At 61.2% G+C, this 19618-nt stretch carries 16 protein-coding genes and 2 tRNA genes; 2 read left to right on the forward strand and 16 right to left on the reverse strand.

What is annotated here, in order from left to right; genetic code table 11:
- Positions 1 to 52: 52 nt before the first annotated feature.
- The 9 genes from CLU84_RS02275 to modA all read right to left on the reverse strand — a co-directional run bounded on the left by CLU84_RS02275 (position 53) and on the right by modA (position 10101).
- The gene (locus CLU84_RS02275) at positions 53 to 760 is read right to left on the reverse strand and encodes a DUF1266 domain-containing protein (RefSeq protein WP_099735747.1); all 708 of its coding nucleotides are present in this window, start codon (positions 758 to 760) and stop codon (positions 53 to 55) included.
- Entirely contained in the window at positions 757 to 1959 is a 1203-nt protein-coding gene (locus tag CLU84_RS02280) for a hypothetical protein (protein ID WP_099735748.1), read from the reverse strand. Before CLU84_RS02280 ends, CLU84_RS02275 begins: the two co-directional genes overlap by 4 nt.
- Positions 1941 to 4241, reverse strand: coding sequence for a hypothetical protein (locus CLU84_RS02285; protein ID WP_099735749.1), 2301 nt, complete (start codon positions 4239 to 4241; stop codon positions 1941 to 1943). Before CLU84_RS02285 ends, CLU84_RS02280 begins: the two co-directional genes overlap by 19 nt.
- Positions 4242 to 4386: 145 nt before the next feature.
- Positions 4387 to 5715, reverse strand: coding sequence for a tRNA (N6-isopentenyl adenosine(37)-C2)-methylthiotransferase MiaB (gene miaB, locus CLU84_RS02290; protein WP_099735750.1), 1329 nt, complete (start codon positions 5713 to 5715; stop codon positions 4387 to 4389).
- Positions 5716 to 5883: 168 nt separating this feature from the next.
- The gene (locus CLU84_RS02295; RefSeq protein WP_099735751.1) at positions 5884 to 6288 is read right to left on the reverse strand and encodes a hypothetical protein; all 405 of its coding nucleotides are present in this window, start codon (positions 6286 to 6288) and stop codon (positions 5884 to 5886) included.
- Between the two features lie 95 nt (positions 6289 to 6383).
- Positions 6384 to 7250 (reverse strand): formate dehydrogenase accessory sulfurtransferase FdhD, encoded by an 867-nt coding sequence (fdhD, locus tag CLU84_RS02300; protein WP_099735752.1) that lies wholly within the window; start codon positions 7248 to 7250, stop codon positions 6384 to 6386.
- A gap of 52 nt (positions 7251 to 7302) precedes the next feature.
- Positions 7303 to 8388, reverse strand: a complete 1086-nt coding sequence (gene modC, locus CLU84_RS02305) for a molybdenum ABC transporter ATP-binding protein (RefSeq protein ID WP_099735753.1) — start codon at positions 8386 to 8388, stop codon at positions 7303 to 7305.
- A complete protein-coding gene (modB, locus tag CLU84_RS02310) occupies positions 8385 to 9065 on the reverse strand; it encodes a molybdate ABC transporter permease subunit (protein WP_099735754.1) in 681 nt (226 codons plus the stop codon). Before modB ends, modC begins: the two co-directional genes overlap by 4 nt.
- Positions 9066 to 9294: 229 nt before the next feature.
- Positions 9295 to 10101: a molybdate ABC transporter substrate-binding protein gene (gene modA / locus CLU84_RS02315; protein ID WP_099735755.1), complete on the reverse strand. Its 807-nt coding sequence runs from the start codon at positions 10099 to 10101 to the stop codon at positions 9295 to 9297.
- Between the two features lie 97 nt (positions 10102 to 10198).
- On the opposite strand from modA, the gene CLU84_RS02320 reads away from it, so the two are divergent.
- Positions 10199 to 11071: a TOBE domain-containing protein gene (locus tag CLU84_RS02320; protein WP_099735756.1), complete on the forward strand. Its 873-nt coding sequence runs from the start codon at positions 10199 to 10201 to the stop codon at positions 11069 to 11071.
- 116 nt (positions 11072 to 11187) lie between these two features.
- Here the strand turns inward: CLU84_RS02320 and CLU84_RS02325 are convergent, their stop codons facing one another.
- Together CLU84_RS02325 and mdlC are read right to left on the reverse strand one after the other, a co-directional pair.
- On the reverse strand, positions 11188 to 12189 hold the full coding sequence (locus CLU84_RS02325) for a tripartite tricarboxylate transporter substrate binding protein (RefSeq protein ID WP_099735757.1): 1002 nt from the start codon (positions 12187 to 12189) through the stop codon (positions 11188 to 11190).
- A 66-nt stretch (positions 12190 to 12255) separates the two neighbouring features.
- Positions 12256 to 13803 (reverse strand): benzoylformate decarboxylase, encoded by a 1548-nt coding sequence (gene mdlC / locus CLU84_RS02330; protein WP_233210070.1) that lies wholly within the window; start codon positions 13801 to 13803, stop codon positions 12256 to 12258.
- Between the two features lie 179 nt (positions 13804 to 13982).
- On the opposite strand from mdlC, the gene CLU84_RS02335 reads away from it, so the two are divergent.
- Positions 13983 to 14888, forward strand: a complete 906-nt coding sequence (locus tag CLU84_RS02335; protein ID WP_099735759.1) for a LysR family transcriptional regulator — start codon at positions 13983 to 13985, stop codon at positions 14886 to 14888.
- Positions 14889 to 14974: 86 nt separating this feature from the next.
- Here CLU84_RS02335 and CLU84_RS02340 read toward each other — a convergent pair whose 3' ends face one another.
- From CLU84_RS02340 to CLU84_RS02360, 5 genes are all read right to left on the reverse strand, one after another.
- Positions 14975 to 16144 carry an MFS transporter gene (locus CLU84_RS02340; protein ID WP_199173749.1) on the reverse strand — a complete coding sequence of 390 codons (1170 nt, stop codon included), beginning with the start codon at positions 16142 to 16144 and terminating at the stop codon, positions 14975 to 14977.
- A gap of 371 nt (positions 16145 to 16515) precedes the next feature.
- Positions 16516 to 16592: transfer RNA gene (locus tag CLU84_RS02345), tRNA-Met, on the reverse strand.
- 129 nt (positions 16593 to 16721) lie between these two features.
- Positions 16722 to 16798, reverse strand: a tRNA-Met gene (locus CLU84_RS02350).
- 87 nt (positions 16799 to 16885) lie between these two features.
- Complete coding sequence (locus CLU84_RS02355; protein ID WP_099735761.1) at positions 16886 to 17665, reverse strand: enoyl-CoA hydratase; 780 nt, start codon at positions 17663 to 17665, stop codon at positions 16886 to 16888.
- A 95-nt stretch (positions 17666 to 17760) separates the two neighbouring features.
- Complete coding sequence (locus CLU84_RS02360) at positions 17761 to 19578, reverse strand: M61 family metallopeptidase (protein WP_099735762.1); 1818 nt, start codon at positions 19576 to 19578, stop codon at positions 17761 to 17763.
- Positions 19579 to 19618: the final 40 nt, after the last annotated feature.

A 19618-nucleotide genomic window follows, 5' to 3' on the forward strand; every position in this document is an offset into this window, starting at 1 on the left:
CATGAAAAAGGGACTGCCTGACAGTCCCTTTGTTTTTGATAGCGCTTTGCGCTTATGCAGCAAGCGGCATGGCAGTGTTCGATTCATTGGCTGCCAGTGGCAAGCTCCAGCTCATCACATGCCAGGGGTGTTTTTCTTCCGTCACCCACTGCGCTACTTCTTCGGGGCTGAAGGCCTTGCCTAGCACATCGCTGCGGCCAAGGGCCAGCCATTGTGCGCGCCCCTGTGCAAAGGCCTGACCAAACTCCTGCCAGTTGCTGAAGCATTGCTGGGCGCGTTGGGCGTTGAGCAGCAGAACCTCCCAGTGCATGCTGTCTTCCAGCCAGTCCAGTAGCCGGGCGCTGCGCACAAAAAAGCTCACACGCGCGCAGGCAAAAGCCATGGCAGCGCGGCCGTCGTCGCTGCGCTGCAGGCGTTGCAAGTCCAGCATGAACCAGCGCTGGCGCAAAGCGTCTGGCAATTGCAGGCGCACTTGCTCGTCGTTCAGGTCGGTACGCAGACCCATGTGGTGCAAGATCATGGGGCGCAGCTGTTTGGCCAGTGCGTCGTCAGCGCCGCCGAGATCGCTGGCAAAACCGCCCTGCATGGCGTGGTAGGCCATGGGGTGGGCCAGCGCCAGCGCCCAGTTGCGCTCATCGCTGCCCGCCTGGTAGCTGATGATGTCGCCGCGTTTTTTGGCCTCGTTAAGACGTTTGAAGCCTCTGCGCAGCATCAAGAACAACAGTGCCACGATGATGAAAAAAATCGTCCAGCCGCTCATCCCCGGCCTCCGGCGCGCAGGGGGCGTTTTTTGGCCATCTGCAAAGTGTGTTTCAGGGCGGTGGATTTGGGCATGCGTTCAATGACTTCGCTGTCCAGCGAATCCTTGCGCGCCGCCACCATCCACTGCATCAGCGGGGACTGCAGATTGAGCAGGGGAAGCAGGCTGGGGTGCTGCTGCATCAGCCATAGCTGCTCGTTGTCGGTCTGCAGCTCCTGCACCGAGCACCAGGGTGCCAGCTCAGGGTGGGCCAGCAGCACATCGGGCGGGCGTCGCACAATGCCCATGGCCACGGCGTCTTCGGGCACCTCGTCATTGAGCGGAAGGTGGTTGAGCAAGGTCACCACATCGGGTACATAGCGCGCAATGGGCGGACGGTTTTGCTTGCCTTTGATCTGTTCAATTTTCAGCTTGCCGTCTTTTTGCAAAAAGGCGTTGACGGTGATGCGTGGCTGAGCTGCACCCGTGCGGTAGCTGAACAGGCGCATGCGGCCTGACTCAAGGCCTTCCGCATAATGCTCGCCATAGCCGCCGATAAAGGTCTTGCGGCTGGCAAACTGGCCCACGCAGTGGCCCATCATCTGGCTTTCATAAGCCATCTCCTGGCGGGCCTTGGGGCTCTTGCCAAGAAACTCTACAAAAGTGCCCAGCTGGCCGCGCAGAATGCCTTGCACGGCTTCTTGACTGTGCTCTATCCAGCCGCTGTTTTGCTTTTGCTCGAAGGCCAGGTGTTCCAGCGTCCAGCGTGCCAGTGCCTGCGGGGCGTTTACGCGCTGCAGTTTGCCTTCCAGCGATGTGCCCTTGCGGGTGGAGAGAAACTCCACCAGCCGCGTCTCCAGCGTCAGCACCGCGGCGGAGTCCGGCAGCACCCACCACAGGTCGGGCAGGTCAAAGCCAGACTGCTTGCGCGCCAGTCGCTCCAGTGCCCAGGCGGGTGGCTCTTGCCTGCCCATCAGGGTCTGCAGCTGCTGGGCATCGGCAATGCGCTGCACGCCGGGCTCATCGGCCTGCAGATTGCCCACGACATGTCGGTAGAAATGGTTACCCAGCCAGGTGGCGACATCCGGCGCGTCGCCACGCCCGGTGCTGCGCTCCTTGATGCGCTGCTTGATGGCCGGGGCGTTGACGACATCCCGAGCCTTGTAGGCACTGGCGGCGGCAGAGTGGTCGGGCGCTTGACTCACCAGAATTTCCACCATGGTTTGCGGCCAGAGGCAGGGGCGGCATCGCGTTCGGCCAGCTTGCGCTCGGCGCGTTCGATACCCGCGCGCGACATGCGCTGCTCGTCTTCGTCGTCGTCCTTGTCCAGATAGCTGTGGGCCTGCTTGTGCAGTTCCACGGATTCCTCCAGCAGCTCGGGATAGGCTTCGAGCGCGCAGGCAATGCGGCGTAGCGGATAGCAGTCATGCAGGGCAATGACCTCTTCCTGATGCGCGCGCAGGCGCGGCAGTACCTGCTCGGGCCGGGTGCTGGAGAAAAAGTCCAGCATGGACATCAGCGAGGCCAGATAGTCGCGGCGCTCGCTGCGTTGATCGTCTTCGTCCAGCTCGCTGAACCACTGGTCCAGACGCTCCATCCAGATGGTGATTTCGTCATCACGGTCTAGCTTGTAAAGCGACATGGCGACGGTGGAGAAGTAGCGCGTAGGGTCATGGCGGCCATAACCGTTCTCCAGCGCAAAGTGCCACAGACGCTCGGCTTCGATCACGGTCTGTGTGTCATCGTCCTTGCCTACCGCGCACCAGAACAGACCGTTGTGGTGCTCGGCAAACGCGCTGCTGTTCAGACCCTTGTGGTGCAGTTCAGCGGCCTCGTCGTAGCGGTTCATGAAGCGGTACTTGATGGCCAGGTTGTTGCAGAGCATGGAGTACACATGCAGGTCTGCATCCTTGAACATGCCTTTGCCCGTGGCCCAGAAGTTTTCGAAGCGGCGCAGGCCTTCCTCGTAGTAGCGCACCACCAGCGGTTCGCGCACTTCTTGTGACGGCACTTTCTTCTTGCCGCCCATCAGGGGTGCCAGATCATCGGGGTCATCCAGCACCACGGCTGCCGCATAGCACCAGTGGCCGCCATAGGCTTCGGGGAAGGGGCGGGCCAATGCTTCTTCCAGCGGCAGGACTGCAAAGCGGGCGGCCCACAGGGAGGAAAGCTTGTCGCCGTCGGCCAGTTCTGGATGCTGGCTCACGCCCACTTCCAGGAGAGGCAAGGCCTGTTCAAACTGGCGCTTTTTGGCCAGTTTCATGCCGTCAATCAGCGCCAGCGCCGGGTGGCCCGGCTGGGCGGCGCGGGCCATGTTCAGGTAGAAGTCTGCCGGGTGCGGGGGGCGGCTTTCCTGCGCCAGCAACTGGCGCATGTCTTCATCAATCTGAGAGATGCCCAGAATCAGCGCCCAGGTAATGGAGTGAGCGGGGTCGCTGTCAAAACGCTCCCGCGCGAGCTGGAAGGCGGCCACGGCAGACACGGGGCGCGAGTGCAGCACGCTTTCAAGCGCCAGATCAGCGGCTTCGCTGATGCGATCGGCTTGCACCAGCCAGCCCAGATGCGTGGGGGTGAACGGGTCGCCTTCATCGTCGGTCAGGCCAAAGTGGCCTTGTGGTGCCAGTTGCAGCGCGGCATCCAGCTGGCCAGCCTGTGCGCAGGCTTTGGCCTGCAGGCGCACGATTTTGACCTGTCGATGGGCTTTGACGGCTTGCGATGGCGCAGGACTTTCAGTGCGCGCTACCTGCTGTTCGCAGGCCATGAGCAACGCGGGCAGGCTTTGCGGTGCCAGCGGCAGGGCATGCTCTGCCAGGGTCATCCAGGAGTCAAAGTCCACACTTTGCTCGGGCGTGGCATCGCGCAGGGTGTTGATGGCCGTCTGCACCATGCCGCTCATGTCCGCTGCGGGGTTGCTCTTTTGCAGCAGCGCGGCCTTGCGCACGCAGGCGATGGCGTCCAGATAGGCGGTGTCTGCGGCGAGATCGGGGTTGCTTCGTTCTCTGGCACGGTGCAGGTCGATACCCGTGGCGGCAATGTCCCAGGCTTGCAGCTCATCGGCCATCCACTGCCAGCCATGCCAGAAGTTGTCGGTGTCTATGTCTTCGGGCAGCCGGGCAATGGCCTGCGCTGCGGGCATGAGCAGGGCCGTGGCGGCGGGCCTGTCAAAGACCATGCGGCTTTGAATATCGCTGAGCGCCAGTCGCACCGCTGAGTCGCTGGCAAGGTCGGCACCGGTGGTCAGCACCGTGGCTCTGTGCTGCTGCAGCAAGGTGTTGGCGGTTTCGGGCTGCTCCAGATAAAGCCAGAAGTCGTGCACACGCTCCAGCTCTTGCACCGTGGCGGGGGCAAAGTTTTGCTGCCCCAGCAGCTCTACGGCAGCGGCAACGCGGTCTTGCCGGCTGATGGCGCTGGAGTGATCTTCGTGATAGTCATTGAGCAGTTCATGCGCCCTATCGATGAGAGCGAACAGGGCATCACCCTGAAGTGCAGCAGTTTGATTCATTGTGTCCAGAGTTCGTGCCGGGGCAGTCGTTGCCCCAATGCCCTCCATCCTATCTGCTGAATGGGGTCAGAAGTGTCGGCAAAATGGCGCAAAAAAAGCCTGCACGGTGCAGTGCAGGCTGATTTCTGAACGGTTGATGCTGGATTTATTCTTTGACCAGCACTTCAGCGCGCAGGGTGTAGGCTTTGGCTTCGGTGATTTTTACATCCACCATCTGGCCGATCAGGCGCTCATGGCCGGGGAAGTTGACCACGCGATTGCACTCGGTGCGGCCCATCAGCTCGCTGCCGTCGCGCTTGCTCACGCCTTCGACCAGCAGGCGCTGCACGGTGCCCACGCGCTCTTCGCTGATCTCCTTGATGTTGTTGTTGATGACGGCTTGCAGCTCCTGCAGGCGGCGCAGCTTGACTTCATGCGGCGTGTCATCGTGCAGATTGGCCGCAGGCGTGCCGGGGCGGGGGCTGAAGATGAAACTAAAAGAATTGTCAAAACGCACATCGTGGATGAGCTTCATCATCTTCTGGAAGTCTTCTTCGGTCTCGCCGGGGAAGCCCACGATGAAGTCGCTGCTCATCGCCAGATCGGGGCGAATGGCGCGCAGCTTGCGAATCGTGCTCTTGTATTCCATAGCGGTGTAACCGCGCTTCATGGCCATCAAAATCTTGTCGCTGCCGTGCTGCACGGGCAGGTGCAGGTGGCTGACCAGCTTTGGAATCTTGGCGTAAGCCTCGATCAGGCGGGGTGTGAACTCGTTGGGGTGGCTGGTGGTGTAGCGAATGCGCTCAATGCCGGGAATCTCGGACACATATTCCAGCAGCAGCGCAAAGTCGCAAACCTCGCTGGTGTCACCCATCTTGCCCAGATAGGCGTTCACGTTCTGGCCCAGCAGCGTGATTTCCTTCACGCCTTGCTCGATCAGACCGGCCACTTCCACCAGCACGTCTTCGAACGGGCGACTGACTTCTTCACCACGGGTGTAAGGCACCACGCAGTAGCTGCAGTACTTGGAGCAGCCTTCCATGATCGACACAAAGGCCGATGCGCCTTCTACGCGGGCGGGCGGCAGGTGGTCGAACTTTTCAATCTCGGGAAAGGAGATATCGACCTGGGGCTTGGCCTTGGCGGCGCGTGCGTTCAGCAGCTCGGGCAGGCGGTGCAGGGTCTGGGGGCCAAACACCACGTCCACATAAGGCGCGCGCTTGATGATCTCTTCACCTTCCTGGCTGGCCACGCAGCCGCCCACGCCGATCAGCACGCCTTTTTCCTTCAGGTGCTTGAAGCGGCCCAGGTCGCTGAACACCTTCTCCTGCGCCTTTTCGCGCACCGAGCAGGTGTTGAACAGGATCAGGTCGGCCTGCTCGGGGTCGTTGGTGGATTCATAGCCCTGGGCTGCGCCCAGCACGTCGGCCATCTTGTCCGAGTCGTACTCGTTCATCTGGCAGCCGAAGGTTTTGATAAAGACTTTTTTGCTCATGGGGCGCTCTTATAGGGTGTGTCGGGTGCAGCGCTTGCAGGGTTTGCAAGCGCAAAGTCATAGCGGCTAGCGCACGCCACAACTTGGTTTGAATAGATAAACGGTCTGAACTGCTTGCAGAAAAAGCGCAAGCAGCTTTGAAATCAATAGCAGTCAGCGGTGGCTGATTCAGCTGCCAAACACGCGTTGCAGCAAGCTGCGCAGCTGTATCGGCTTGTATTTTTCGATCTCGGCGGGCGTCAGAATCCAGGCCGTGTGCAGGCCTTGAGTCTGGGGCTCGATCACATAGCCCACCAGCATCTTCTGGCCCGCGTAGTTGTGGGCAAAGACGACGGAACGTTCCTGGCTGAACAGGCGAAAACCCGGCGTGGTGCGGATGGCGCCGCCGTTGATGGCGACTTCGGGGAAGTTGGTGATCGTCAGCTCGCCAAACAGCGCGGTTGGCGGGAAGTTGCGTGTGTCATTCGACGGCAGGCCCTGGGCCTGAGCCAGCAGGCTGGCGCTGGCAGCAGCGGCCAGAGCGATGGAGCCAAACAGACGACGATTGAGGAAAGCGGTGGTGCAGCGGTTCATGGTGTATATCCAGGGGCTGATCAAGGGGCGGCGCAATGACGTTTCAGAAGCGCAATGCCGCGATTCTAGAGGCTGGCGTGCAGCTACGCGCTTGCTCAAGCTTTGCCGTCGCCGGCGTACAGAACGGCCTTGGGCGGGCGGCACAAGCCCCAGAAGCGCAGGCCTGTCAGCTCGGCCATGCGCACGCCCATGGCCGTGGGGGCGGAGATGGTGGCCAGCGCCGCAATGCCCACCTTGGCGCATTTGCGTACCAGTTCATGGCTGCCCCGGCTGGACAGCACCACAAAACCGGCCTCGCCCAGTCTGCCGGTGCGGGCGAGGCGGCCAATCAGCTTGTCCAGAGCGTTGTGGCGGCCCACGTCTTCCAGTACGTCGGTGATCTCGCCACTCAGCGTGGCCCAGCCTGCGGCGTGAATGGCACCGGCTTCGGCGTTCAGAATCTGGTGCGGAGGCAAGGCGTCTATGGCTTTGAGCACGGTGGCTGCATCCACACGAGCCAGCCAGTCATGTGCGGGGAGGGCATCAAACGACAGGTCTAGCGCGGCAAAGCTTTCCACTCCGCAGACGCCGCAGCCCGTGCGGCCCGTGATGCTGCGGCGCTTGTCTTTCAGGCGCGCAAAGCAGCGCGAGGCAATGTCTAGCTGCACCTCCTGGCCGTCCATGCCTTCGGGCAGGCCTGCGGCAGTGGCGCTCACCAGTTGCGCTTCAATGCTGTAGCAGTCGGCTGCGCTGTCGATGATGCCTTCGGTCAGCGCAAAGCCCAGGGCAAAGTCTTCCACATCGCCGGGCGAGCCCATCATTACCGCGTGCGATATGCCGTTGAAAACCAGCGCAATCGGCACCTCGGCGGCCAGCACACGCTCTTGTGGCTCTGCCCGCCCTGCATTGAAGAAGGTCACAGCCTGCTTTTGCAGTGGCTCAATGCAGGTAGCGGCTGGGATAGGGCAGGCTGAATCGGTCATGGGCCGATGATAGTCAGTGAGCCGTTTCCATGCCTCCAGAAGGTGGAGATGGCTAGTCCAGCAGCGCCATGCCCTTGATCTGTGCAAACAGCGGCAGACCCGCCTGCAGCTGCAAGGCTCTGGCCGAATGCTGGGTAATGCGTGCCAGCAGACGGGTGTTGCCAGATTGCAGCGACACCATGACCTGCCCTGGCCCGTCTTCGCGCAGATCCAGTACCTGCGCGAGCAGGATGTTGAGAATGCTGCTGCTCTCGGGTCTGCCAAGGCTCAGGCTCACATCGCGGGCTTGCACGCGCAGCTGTACCTGAGTGCCTACGGCGCGCGGGTGGGCCATCACCAGTTGTAGCTGCCCGCCATCAAAGGCCAAGGTACTCAGGTGGTCAGTCGCATCATGGCTTTGCACCGTGGCGTGCACCACGCTGGAGGCAATATCGCCATGGGCCAGCGGCAGATCAAGGCTGGACAGGAGAACGGTCACCGCGTCTTGCGCCACGACCCGGCCTGCATCCAGCAGCACCATGTACTGGGCCAGCCGCGCCACCTCATCGAGCGAGTGGCTGACGTAGATGACGGGAATCTGCAGATGGCGTTGCAACTGTTCCAGATAGGGCAGCACCTCGGCCTTGCGTTGCGCATCAAGTGCGGCCAGCGGTTCGTCCATCAGCAGCACTTCGGGACTGGTGGCCAGTGCGCGGGCAATAGCCACGCGCTGGCGCTCGCCCCCAGACAGCGTGGCGGGCATGCGGTCCATCAAATGCGCAATCCCCAGCAGCCCGACAGCGCGATCGCGCGATACCTTGCGCCGCTCCACCGGCGTGCGCTTCAAGCCATAGTCGATGTTCTTCTGCACCGAGAGGTGGGGGAACAGGCTGGCCTCCTGGAACACATAACCCAGTGCGCGCTGGTGTGTGGGAAGCCATTGCTTGCGGGCGTCGTCCTGCCAGACATTGCCGTTGACGGCGACCCGGCCCTGTGCGCGCTCCAGTCCGGCCAGGCTGCGCAGGCAGGTGGTCTTGCCGCAGCCTGAAGGCCCGAACAAGGCGGTGACGCCGTGGCCGGGCAGCTGCAGATCGACATCGAGGGAAAAGTCCGAGCGGCTCAGCTGGAGCTGGGCGGAGATGAAATGGGAAGTGCTCATGCGCGGCGCTCCGCCTTGGGCTGCAGCCAGTTGAGTGCCAGCAGCACGATGAAGGAGAACACCACCATGCCTGCGGCCAGCAGGTGGGCGTGGCCGTACTCCATGGCTTCCACATGGTCGTAAATCTGTACCGAGACCACGCGGGTCACGCCGGGGATGTTGCCGCCCAGCATCAGCACCACGCCAAACTCGCCCACGGTGTGGGCAAAGGTCAGCACGGCGGCGGTAATAAAGCCGGGGCGCGCCAGAGGGATGGCCACGGTCAGAAAGCGATCAAGCGGACTGGCGCCGAGACTGGCTGCGGCTTCCATGGGGCGTGTGCCCAATGCTTCAAAGGCGCGCTGCAGCGGCTGCACGGTAAACGGCATGGAATAGATCAGCGAGCCTATGACCAGACCGGCAAAGGTGAATGGCAGATTGCCGATACCGATCGCTTGGGTGAATTTGCCAACGGGGCCGTTGGGGCCCATGGTGACCAGCAGGTAAAAGCCGATGACGGTAGGCGGCAGCACCAGCGGCAGCGCCACCACGGCTCCAATCGGCCCGCGCCAGCGCGAGCGGGTGTGGGCCAGCCACCAGGCCAGCGGTGTGCACAGCAGCATGAGCAGTACCGTGGTCACGCTGGCGAGTTTGAGCGTGAGCCAGATGGCTGCGTAGTCTTCGGCATTCAGTTGCATGGAATCAAAAAAAGACCCTTGGAGTGCTCAGCTTAGCCGAGCAGCACCAAGGGAAGAGCGGAGCAGTTGGGGTGAAGAACCGTTAACGCAACCCTTGATACGTCGGAGCGAAGCCTTGTCGCACTTTTGTACCGCCTGCGGCTTCGCGCCTCGTCTCAACCGCAAATCTGCGATTTGCCGGGTTGCGTTAGCCGTTCTAAATCGGCCTCTAGCGCTTATCTATCAAGCGTCAGAAGCTATAACCATAGGAGCGGATGATGTCGTGCGCCTTGGGGCTGCGCAGGTATTTCATCAGCGCGGTGGCGGCTTCGTTGTCCTTGGCGCTGTTCAGGACGATGGCATCCTGGCGAATCGGCTCGTGCATATTGCCGGGGATTTGCCAGGCCGAGCCTTCGCGAATCTTGCCGTTTTCCATGACCTGCGACAGCGCCACAAAGCCCAGTTGCGCATTGCCGGTGGCGGCGAACTGGTAGGTCTGGGCAATGTTCTCGCCCATCACCACCTTGGGTTGCACCTGGGTGGTCAAGCCCAGTTTGTTCAGCACCTCCATCGCTGCTGTGCCGTAGGGCGCCAGCTTGGGGTTGGCAATGGCGATGTGTTTGTAGTCGCCGGTCTTCAGCACTTCGCCCTTGTCGTCGACATAACCGGCCTTGGGGCTCCACAACACCAGCGTGCCGATGGCGTAGGTAAAGCGCGAGTCCGCCACGCCCTTGCCCTCTTTGGCGAGCTTTTCGGGCGTGGTGTCATCGGCGGCCAGCAAGATGCCAAAGGGCGCACCGTTGTTGATCTGAGCGTAGAACTTGCCGGTGGCACCAAACGACAGCTCGGCCTTGTGGCCTGTGTCTTTTTCAAATTCCACAGCAATCTTCTTCATGGGCGCGGTGAAGTTGGCGGCCACGGCAACCGCCACTTCGGCTGCCTGCGCCTGCGCGGACCACAGGCCCAGCACGGCCGAACTGGTCACGGTCGCGATCACGGCCACAGATCGGGCCAGTTGAAAGGGAAAACGCGAGGAGCGGGCAGTGATCTGAGTCATTGAAGTATCGCTATTCATAAAAGGAATAGCGAAGTGTAGCCTTTTTGAAAAGGCAAGAGGCAGCCAGGAAAATCCAAGGCGGGCATGATGGTGGCTTATGTCAGAACCCGATCATTTCGAACAAGAACAATTTGATGCGTTTGACGATGAGGCTGCGCCAAGCCGCTCGCTCTCGTCAGACTCCGTATCTCAGGCGCTGGGCTACGACATGGCAGATCGCCGCATCGCCATCTTGCGCGGCATTGCGCAAAGCGGCTCCATTTCTCAGGCGGCACGCGATGTGGGCGTGAGCTACAAGGCGGCGTGGCAGGCCATTGATACCTTGACCAACCTGGCCGGCGTGCCGCTGGTGGAGCGTAGCGTGGGCGGGGCTGGTGGCGGTGGTGCCCAGATGACGCCTGCGGGCGAGGAATTGCTGCATGCAGCCGAGGCCATGATGCGCTTGCGCACCGAGCTGATGCAGCGCATGCAGTCTGGGACGCCGGGCGGTACGCAGCCGAATCTGGGTCTGATGACCAGCATGCGCAACCAGTGGCCCTGCACCGTGCTCAAGGTGGAATCGATGGGCGGCCAGATCCGGGTCTGGCTGCGCGCGGCGATGGAGGCGGGCTCAGACTGGACGATTGCTGCTCGCATCACCCCCGAAAGCTATGAGCTGCTGGGCCTGGCCCCTGGCGTGAAGGTGCTGGCGCTGTGCAAGGCCACGGCCGTCAAGGTCTGGCTGGGCAATGAGCGCCCGGCAGCTTCCATGCAGAACATCAACCTCTGGCCCGCCGTGGTGCAGCGCGCTACCTATGGCGCGGCCACAGTGTCTGAGGAAGTCATGGCCTCTGATGAAGCCATTTGCCGCCTGAGCTGGGGCGCGCAGATCGTCGGCTTTGCACCCGCCATGAGCGGGCTGGTAGCTAACGACAGTGTGTGGCTGGAAGTGCCTGAATCTGCGGTGGTGGTCGCGGTTACCGCCGGCTAAGCGTTTAACCTCCATAAAAAAGCGCTGCAGTGTTTTGACACTCCAGCGCTTTATTGATAGGCGGTAGCTGCTATCTTTATTGAAGTAGCGGCCACCGTGCTAGACAAGCTGCTTTGTCAGTCCACCTTGAGGCCAATGGCCTTGATCAAGGGCGCAAAGCGGACACGCTCCTTGGCGTGATGGTCTACAAATGCCTGGCGGCTCATATTGGGCTCAGGCGTGGAGCCAATGCCTTGCAGCACGTCGATCACATTTTTTTGCTCCAGCGCCTTGAGCACGCTGGCGCGCACGGCCTCCACCACGGACGCAGGCGTGCCTGCGGGAGCGTAAATGCCGAATAAAGTGTCGGCATCAAAACCGGGCAGGCCGCTTTCGGCCAGCGTGGGGACTTTGGGGTAAAGCGGCGAGCGTTGCGGGCTGCCAATAGCCAGCAGCTTGAGTTTTCCGGCCTCGACCTGCTTGAGGCCGGGACCCGGATCAAACCAGTACTGGAGCTGGCCGCTGAGCACATCGGTCAAAGCCGGGCCTGCGCCTTTGTAGGGGATGTGGGTGGCATCGACCTTGGCAGCGCGCTTGAACATTTCGCCCGCCAGATGGGGCGAGCTGCCGGGACCGGGGGAGCCATAAGACAGCTTGCCGGGGTTGGCCTGCAGGTGCTTGATGAAGTCCTGCACATTGCTCACGGGCAGGCTGGGGTTGGTTTCCAGAAACACATGCACGCGGGCCACGGCTGCGACAGGTATCAAATCCTTCTCGGGGTTGAAGGGCAGCTTGCTGTAAATCATCGGATTGATGCTGATGCCGCCGCCAGAGCTCAGCAGCAGCGTGTAGCCATCCTTGGGCGAGCGCACGGTTTCACCAATGCCGATATTGCCGTTGGCACCGGGCTTGTTGTCCACCACCACGGACTGGCCAAGCACCTGGCTCATGGTAGGGGAGATGGCCCGGCCCATCACGTCGGCAGCGCCGCCGGGGGCGAAGTTGACGATTAGGCGGATAGGGCGGTCTGGCCACTTTTCAGAAGCCATGGCAGGGGCCGCAAATGCATTGCAAAGCAGGGCCGGAACGGCCGCCAGGCTCAGGCGGCGCAGGCAGTTGATGAGGGGTTTTGAAGGCATGTCTTGTCTCCTTGGACAGGTTTTTTATCAATCCGCCTCGAACGGGCGGTCATTTTTTGAGATTTTTCAGGCCACCTCGACCTCAACCACGATGGGGCGAGGGTGGGCAATCGTTTCCGCCAGGACTCGGCTGAGCTGACTGGCGTCTTCCACATGGATGCCATCACAGCCGTGGCCCTTGGCGAGAGCAACGAAGTCGAGATCGGGCAGCTCCGTGCCTTCTACCTTTTCACCGTCGCGGTAGCCAAAGACTTTGGAGAAGTCTTGCAGTGCGGCGTAGCGGCGGTTCTTGAGAATCACAAAGGTGATGGGCAGGCGCAGATTGGCTGCCGACCACAGTGCCTGAATCGCATACATGGCGGAGCCGTCGCCAATCACGGCAATCACTTTTTTCTCGGGTTTGGCCAGAGCGATGCCGACAGCCGCAGGCATGCTGTGGCCTAGCCCACCGCTGCACATGGTGAAAAAGGTCTCGCTGTGAAAGATGGGCAGATAGGTCTGAATCGTGGAGCGTGAGCTGGGGGCCTCTTCCACGATGATGCTGTGTGGGTCGCGCACGCTGGCCAGTGTGTGCATGGCAAACGCGACCGACATGCGCTCACCCGCAGCGGGTGCAGCAGGCACGGGCGGTGTGGGCTTGCGCGCTGGCGCTGGGCGCTGCGCCAGTTGCGGGCGACTCAGCAATTCTTCGATGCCCAGCTTGATATTGCCCACGGCAGCCGTGCCCACGGGTGCCCAGGCCGCGATGGCCGGGTCTTCAATCAGCTGGAACAGCTCGGAGCCAACGGGGATGAATGGACCCTCGCCTTCCACGTGGTAGGTGAAGGCGGCAGCGCCAAGGGCGAAAATTTTGTCATAGGGGCCCAGCAGGTCCACGATGCGCTCGCGCATGGCGGGCAGAAATCCGGCAAACAGCGGGTGATCTTCGGGGAAACTGCAGCGGCCGCTCATGGGCGCTACAAACACACGGGCCTGATGGCGCTCGGCCAGTGCCACGACGGCATCCCACGCGCCAGCGCGGTCTACGGCAGCGCCCACGACAAAAGCCGGTGTCTTGGCGGCATCAAGTGCATGGCCTATGGCAGCCAACGTTTGCGGGTTGGGGCGGGTTTCAAAGCCAATGCTGCGCAGCGTGATGGGCTCGCAGGGCTTGTCCCAGTCATCCGCAGGAATGGAGACAAACACAGGGCCGCGTGGCTCCTGCATGGCGATGTAGTAGGCGCGGGCCAGTGCCTGGGGTACATCTTCGGCGCGGGCGGGCTCGCAGCTCCATTTGACATAGGGCTTGGGCAGCTCTGCAGCGTCGCGCGAATGCAAAAACGGGTCGAACTGCAGCAAAGAGCGCGTTTGCTGGCCGGCCGTGATGACCATGGGCGTGCGGTTCTTGAAGGCCGTGAAGATATTGGCCATGGCGTGGCCCACGCCAGCGGCCGAGTGCAGGTTGACAAAACTGGCATTGCGTGTGGCCTGTGCATAACCGTCGGCCATGCCGACAACGACGGCTTCCTGCAGGCCCAGCTCGTACGAGAAGTCTTCGGGGTAGTCACGAAACAGCGGCAGCTCGGTCGAGCCGGGGTTGCCGAAGATGCGCGTCATGCCCAGCTCGCGCAGCATGGCGATGACGGCATGGCGGACGGTGTGGGTGTCTTGCGGGAGTGTGGTTTGAGGCGTGACTTGCAAAGTGTGTTTCCTTGATCTGGCGGCTCTTCATGGGCTGGAGCGCTTCTGAGGGAATCTTGCATGGCCTCATAATTTCCAGCAATTGAATAAATCATCTAAGAGATATTCGTTTCATGGATATATCGGGTCTGGATCTGAATTTGTTGCGCGTCTTTGATGCGGTGTTCAGGCACGGCAGTGTCAGTCGTGCGGCACTGGAGGTGGGGTTATCGCAGCCTGCAGCCAGTCAGGCTGTGACGCGGCTGCGCCAGTTACTCGGTGACCCTCTGTTTGAGCGCATGCATGGCGGAGTGCGCCCCACGCCGCGCGCCGAGAGGCTGGCCCGAGCGGTGCGTTCGGCCCTGGCTACACTGGAGGTGGCGCTGGCCGAGGCGCATACCTTTGATCCCTTGGAGGCGAGTCAGTGCTTTCGCATTCATCTCAGCGATATTGGCGAGGCCCGTTTTTTGCCACCGCTGATACAGGCCTTGCGAGAGAAAGCGCCGAACGTGAAGCTGGAGACGCTGCCCATGCCCATGGGGGAGATTGCCGATGCGCTGGACCGTGGCTCACTGGACATTGCCATCGGTTTTTTGCCCGGTGTAACGGGCACCAAGCAGCAGGTCTTGCTTTCGGACCACTATGCCGTGCTGCTGCGGCAGGCACACCCTGTGCTCAAGGGTTTGAAGAACAAGCGGCTTGGCCCTGAGCATTTGCAGGGCCTGGACTATGTGGCGGTGCGTTCGCACTCAGAGACTTTGCGCATTTTGCGCACGCTGGAGTTGCAGAACCAGATACGCCTCTCGGCGGCGCACTTCATGGCCGTGCCTTCCATCGTGCGCCAGAGTGATCTGGCCGTCATCATGCCGGCCGAGATTGCGGACACGTTTGAGCAAATGGGCGGCTATGCGGTGCTGCAGGCCGATCTGCCCGAAAGCGCGTTTGATGTCTCCCTGCACTGGAGCTGGCGCTTTGAGCGCGAACCCGCCAACCAGTGGTTGCGTGCGCTGGTCAGCGAGGTGTTTCAGCTGCACACATAAACAGGATCAGCAAGAGAGTCAGGCATGAAAAAAGCGCCAGGCTTTTAAGGCTCTGGCGCTTTACTGATATGTGGTAGAAGCTATCTTTATTGCAGTTCTTTGCCCTTGAGTTCAGGAATCAGGAAAGCCGTGGCCAGCATGTCCAGCACATAGATGGCGGCCAGCAGGGCGATGGCGACCTGGAAGGAATAGGCCATGGCCAGAGCGCCAATCACCACCGGGCCAAAGCCGCCGACCGCGCGGCCGATGTTGAACAGCACGTTCTGCGCCGTGGCACGGGCTTCGGTGGGGTAAGCCTCGCTGATGACGGCGCCGTAGCCGCCCATCATGCCGTTGACGAACAAGCCCATGATGGCACCCACCCACAGCATGGCGGTGGGGTCGCTGAGCTGGGAATAGGTCAGTACCGAGATGACTGAGCCGACCTGGAAGATCAGGAAGGTGGGCTTGCGGCCAATGCGGTCGGCCATCTGGCCAAAGACCCAGATACCGACGGACATGCCGATGATGGTGGCGGCCGTCCACATGGAGGACTTGGTCAGGCTGAAGCCCATTTGCTTGGACAGGAAGCTGGGCATCCAGATCATGATGCCGTAATAGCCGAAGTTTTGAACCGAAGTCAGCACGATCACGCCCAGGCTGACTTTGGTTGTGGCCTTGTCCTTCATCAGCAGTTTCAGGCATTGCATGGCTGAGGGCTGGTCTTTGGGGTCGCGCGCCGTAAACACTTCGGGCTCATGCAGCTTGTTGCGGATGACCCAGGCCACGACCGCAGGAATCACACCCACCAGAAACATGCCGCGCCAGCCGATGGAAGGCAGCAGCAGCGGGGTCAGCACGGCGGCGCCGAGCACACCCAGTTGCCAGCCCAGTGCCACATAGGACGATACGCGGGCACGGTGGCGGGCAGGCCAGGCTTCAGCGGCCAACGCCATGCCAATGCCGAACTCGCCGCCCAGACCAATGCCGGCAATGGTGCGGTAGATCAGCAGGTCCCAGTAGCCCTGCGCAAAAGCGCACAGGCCGGTAAAGACCGCGAACAGCACAATCGTCCAGGTCAGCACGCGGATGCGGCCGTACTTGTCGCTGAGAATGCCGAAAAAGATGCCGCCGAAGACAGCGCCGATCAGCGTCCATGTCACCAGCGAGCCAGCTTGACCGGGAGTGAGGTTAAGGTCGGCTGAAATAGCCGAAAGCATGAAGCCCAGAATCAACAGATCAAAGCCGTCCATGGCGTAGCCGACGGCTGAGCCCATGAGTGCTTTCCAGCTGTATCCGTTGACTTCTGTTGGTGCGCTGGGCGCGGCTGAGCCAGCCACAGCGCTAGTGGTTTTAGTGGTCACGGGTGAGTCCTAGAGCAAAGGCGGATTCTCGTGAGCTGCGGCTGCTTTTTCCGGGAAAAGCACAGCCCTCGCCGGGCGAATGACCGGCGCGTGGGCACGCGGCGTGCGTGCAGCATCCTTGGGGTGCAACGGGCACGAGAAAATCCTTGAGAGAGGGGTGAGCGGCTGGAGCATTGCAGCGCCATCTGCACGCATTTCTGCAAGCTGCAAAAAGGGCAGGGGCGCAATGAGGCCTCTGTAAAAAGCGAAAAGCCCCAAGAGCTTGCGCGCTTGGGGCTTAAATTTGGTGGTCGTAGCGGGACTCGAACCTGCGACATCAGCATTATGAATGCTGCGCTCTAACCAACTGAGCTATACGACCGACAGCCCGTAATTGTATAGGAAGAAATGGCCTTGGCAGCCAAGTTGGGAATTTTTGTACGCAGGCTGCAGAGAGCGTTGCTGCAAAGAAAAAACCGCAGTGCTTTTGCAAACACTGCGGTTTCTTGTCTGGTGGTCGTAGCGGGACTCGAACCTGCGACATCAGCATTATGAATGCTGCGCTCTAACCAACTGAGCTATACGACCTGAGAAAGCGATTATATGCAGAAAAATGACCGGAGGAAGTAAAGAAGGTGTTTTTGCTTCAAAAATCGGTCATCGGCTGCATAGTGCTTACTGGTGGGTGAAGTTGGCAGGGCGCTTGTTCATGAAGGCGTCCATGCCTTCCTTCTGGTCCTGCGTGGCAAACAGCGCCTGGAACAGGCGGCGCTCAAACATCACGCCATCATTCAAGCTGCCTTCAAAGGCGCGGTTCACGGACTCCTTGGCGGCCATCACAGCCAACTGCGAGAAGCCGCTGATGATGATGGCGGCGCCCAGCGTCTCTTCCATCATTTGCGCGTAAGGCACGACGCGGCTGACCAGGCCTGCACGCTCGGCTTCGTGGGCGTCCATCATGCGGGAGGTCAGCACCATGTCCATGGCCTTGGATTTGCCCACGGCGCGGGGCAGGCGCTGTGTGCCGCCAGCGCCAGGGATCACACCCAGCTTGATTTCGGGCTGGCCGAACTTGGCGGTGTCTGCGGCAATGATGAAGTCGCACATCATGGCCAGCTCGCAGCCGCCACCCAGTGCAAAGCCGCTGACGGCGGCAATCACGGGTTTGCGGATGCTGCGAATGGTTTCCCAGTTGCGGGTGATGTAGTCGCCGCCGTAGGTGTCGGCAAAGTTGTACTTGGCCATGGCACCGATGTCGGCACCGGCGGCAAAGGCACGCTCGCTGCCGGTGATGATCATGCAGCCAATGCTTTTGTCGGCATCAAACTTCTTGAGCGCATCGCCCAGCTCATCCATGAGCTGATCGTTCAGTGCGTTGAGCTGTTTGGGGCGGTTCAGGGTGATGATGCCGACTTTTTCCGCTTCGACGCGGACTTCGATGGTTTCGTAGGCCAAGTTTGTCTCCTGCTAAATATGAATTGTTGTGCCAAGAATAACCGCTGAGGCTGGCTGCCAGCTAGCCTGCAGCAGCCAGGCTTGGTCACTGCGTCTTATTCGGAAACGCCCGTCAGCCAGCGCTCTGCAGCGGTTTTGTCGCTGATCTCCAGTCCCAGATTGCTGATGGTCTTGGCGCTATCTGCATCCTCGCTGGCGGTTTTGGCTGGTAGCGGGCTCAGGTTCAGTGGCAGCTCAAGCATCAACCGGTCGCGCGCGACCCAGGCGGTGACTTGATTGGAGCCGCCTGCGTACAGCAACACATCGTCCAGTTTGCCGATACGCCAGCACTGGCCGTCTGCCTCAAGGGCCAGCCATTCGTCGCCCGCCATCATGCCAGCCTGCTCGGCAGGGCCGTCGCGCAGCACGGTCTTGATCTGCACGCTGTGGTTCTCCTGCACGCGCAGGCCCAGTTTTTGCGCCAGCTGGGCGGGTTCCACCTTGGTGCTGATGCCATGCTGGGCCAGCAGCTCGCGCAGCGGCAGATCGTTGGTGGAGTGCACCCAGTCTTTCAGTTGCTGGGCGATGTCGGCATTGCCCAGTTCGGTCACCACGGCCAGCACATCGGCTTCGTTGATGGGGCCGCCTTCGCTTTTGCGCCACAGGCCGCGCATCACATCGTCAAGGCTGCTGCGGCCCTTGTCTCCAGCGTTATTGCGCAGGGTCAGATCAAGGCATAGCGCCACCAGCGAGCCCTTGGTGTAGTAGCTGACCGTGTGGTTGGCCGTGTTTTCGTCCTGGCGGTAGTACTTGACCCATGCGTCAAAGCTGGACTCGGCTACGGACTGCACATGGCGACCCGGCGTCTGCAGCACCTGATTGATGGTGCGGGTGATGAGCTTGAGGTACAGGGCGCTGTCGATGAGCCCGGCGCGGCGCAGGAACAGGTCGTCGTAGTAGCTGGTGAAGCCTTCAAAGAACCACAGCAGCTCGGTGTAGTTTTCCTGCTCGTAGTCGTAGCGGGCAAATTCCGCCGGGCGCAGGCGCTTGACGTTCCAGGTGTGAAAGTACTCGTGGCTGATCAGGCCCAGCAGGGTGTTGTAGCCCTCGCCAGCCTTGGCCTCACCCTTGCGCGGCAGGTCGCGGCGGCCGCAGATCAGGGCGGTGCTGTTGCGGTGCTCCAGCCCGCCGTAGTTGTCGTCCACCACATTGAGCATGAAGACATAGCGATCCATGGGCGGCTGGCTGCCATCGACATGCCAGAAAGCGATTTCGGTTTCGCAAATCTTTTGGGTGTCGGCCAGCAGGCGCTCGCCATCAAAGCTGGGGGCGGCACCGGCCACCACAAACTCGTGCGGCACGCCGCCAGCCACAAAGCTGCCGCGCCAGAACTGGCCCATTTCCACTGGGCAGTCCACCAGCTCGTCGTAATGGGCGGCGGTGTAGAGGCCAAAGCCGTTGGCATTGACTCGGGCTGGCGTCAGGCCGGTGGCGACTTGCCAGTCCTCGGTGGCGGCGCTGCTCAGCAGCTCCAGCGCATGGGGCTGGCTTTCTTGGCCGTGCACGCGCAGGCACAGGCTGGTGCCGTTGAAAAAGCCACGGCGGCGGTCCAGCCAGGCGGTACGAACCGAGGTGTCGTAAGCGCAAACTTGATAGCTGATAACGCATTCTGCATCTGCGCTACAGGCAATTTTCCATTGATTTTTGCTGAGCTGCTCTGCGGGAACGGGCTGCCCGTTTTGGGTGGCGCTCAGGCTTTGCAGGTTCTTGGAGAACTCGCGCACCAGATAGCTGCCGGGAATCCACACAGGCAGCGACAGAAGCTGGTCGGCTGCAGGCTTTGTGATGTGCAGCTGAACATCAAAAAGATGAGCATCTACCGCGCTGGCCTGCACGGTGTAGCGAATGCCGGGGGCATGGGAAACGGTCGTCATGGCAGCTCCAGAAATGCGGCCGGAGCAAGCGAACCTATCG

The organism is Comamonas sp. 26, assembly GCF_002754475.1.
Classification (GTDB): Bacteria; Pseudomonadota; Gammaproteobacteria; order Burkholderiales; family Burkholderiaceae_C; genus Comamonas.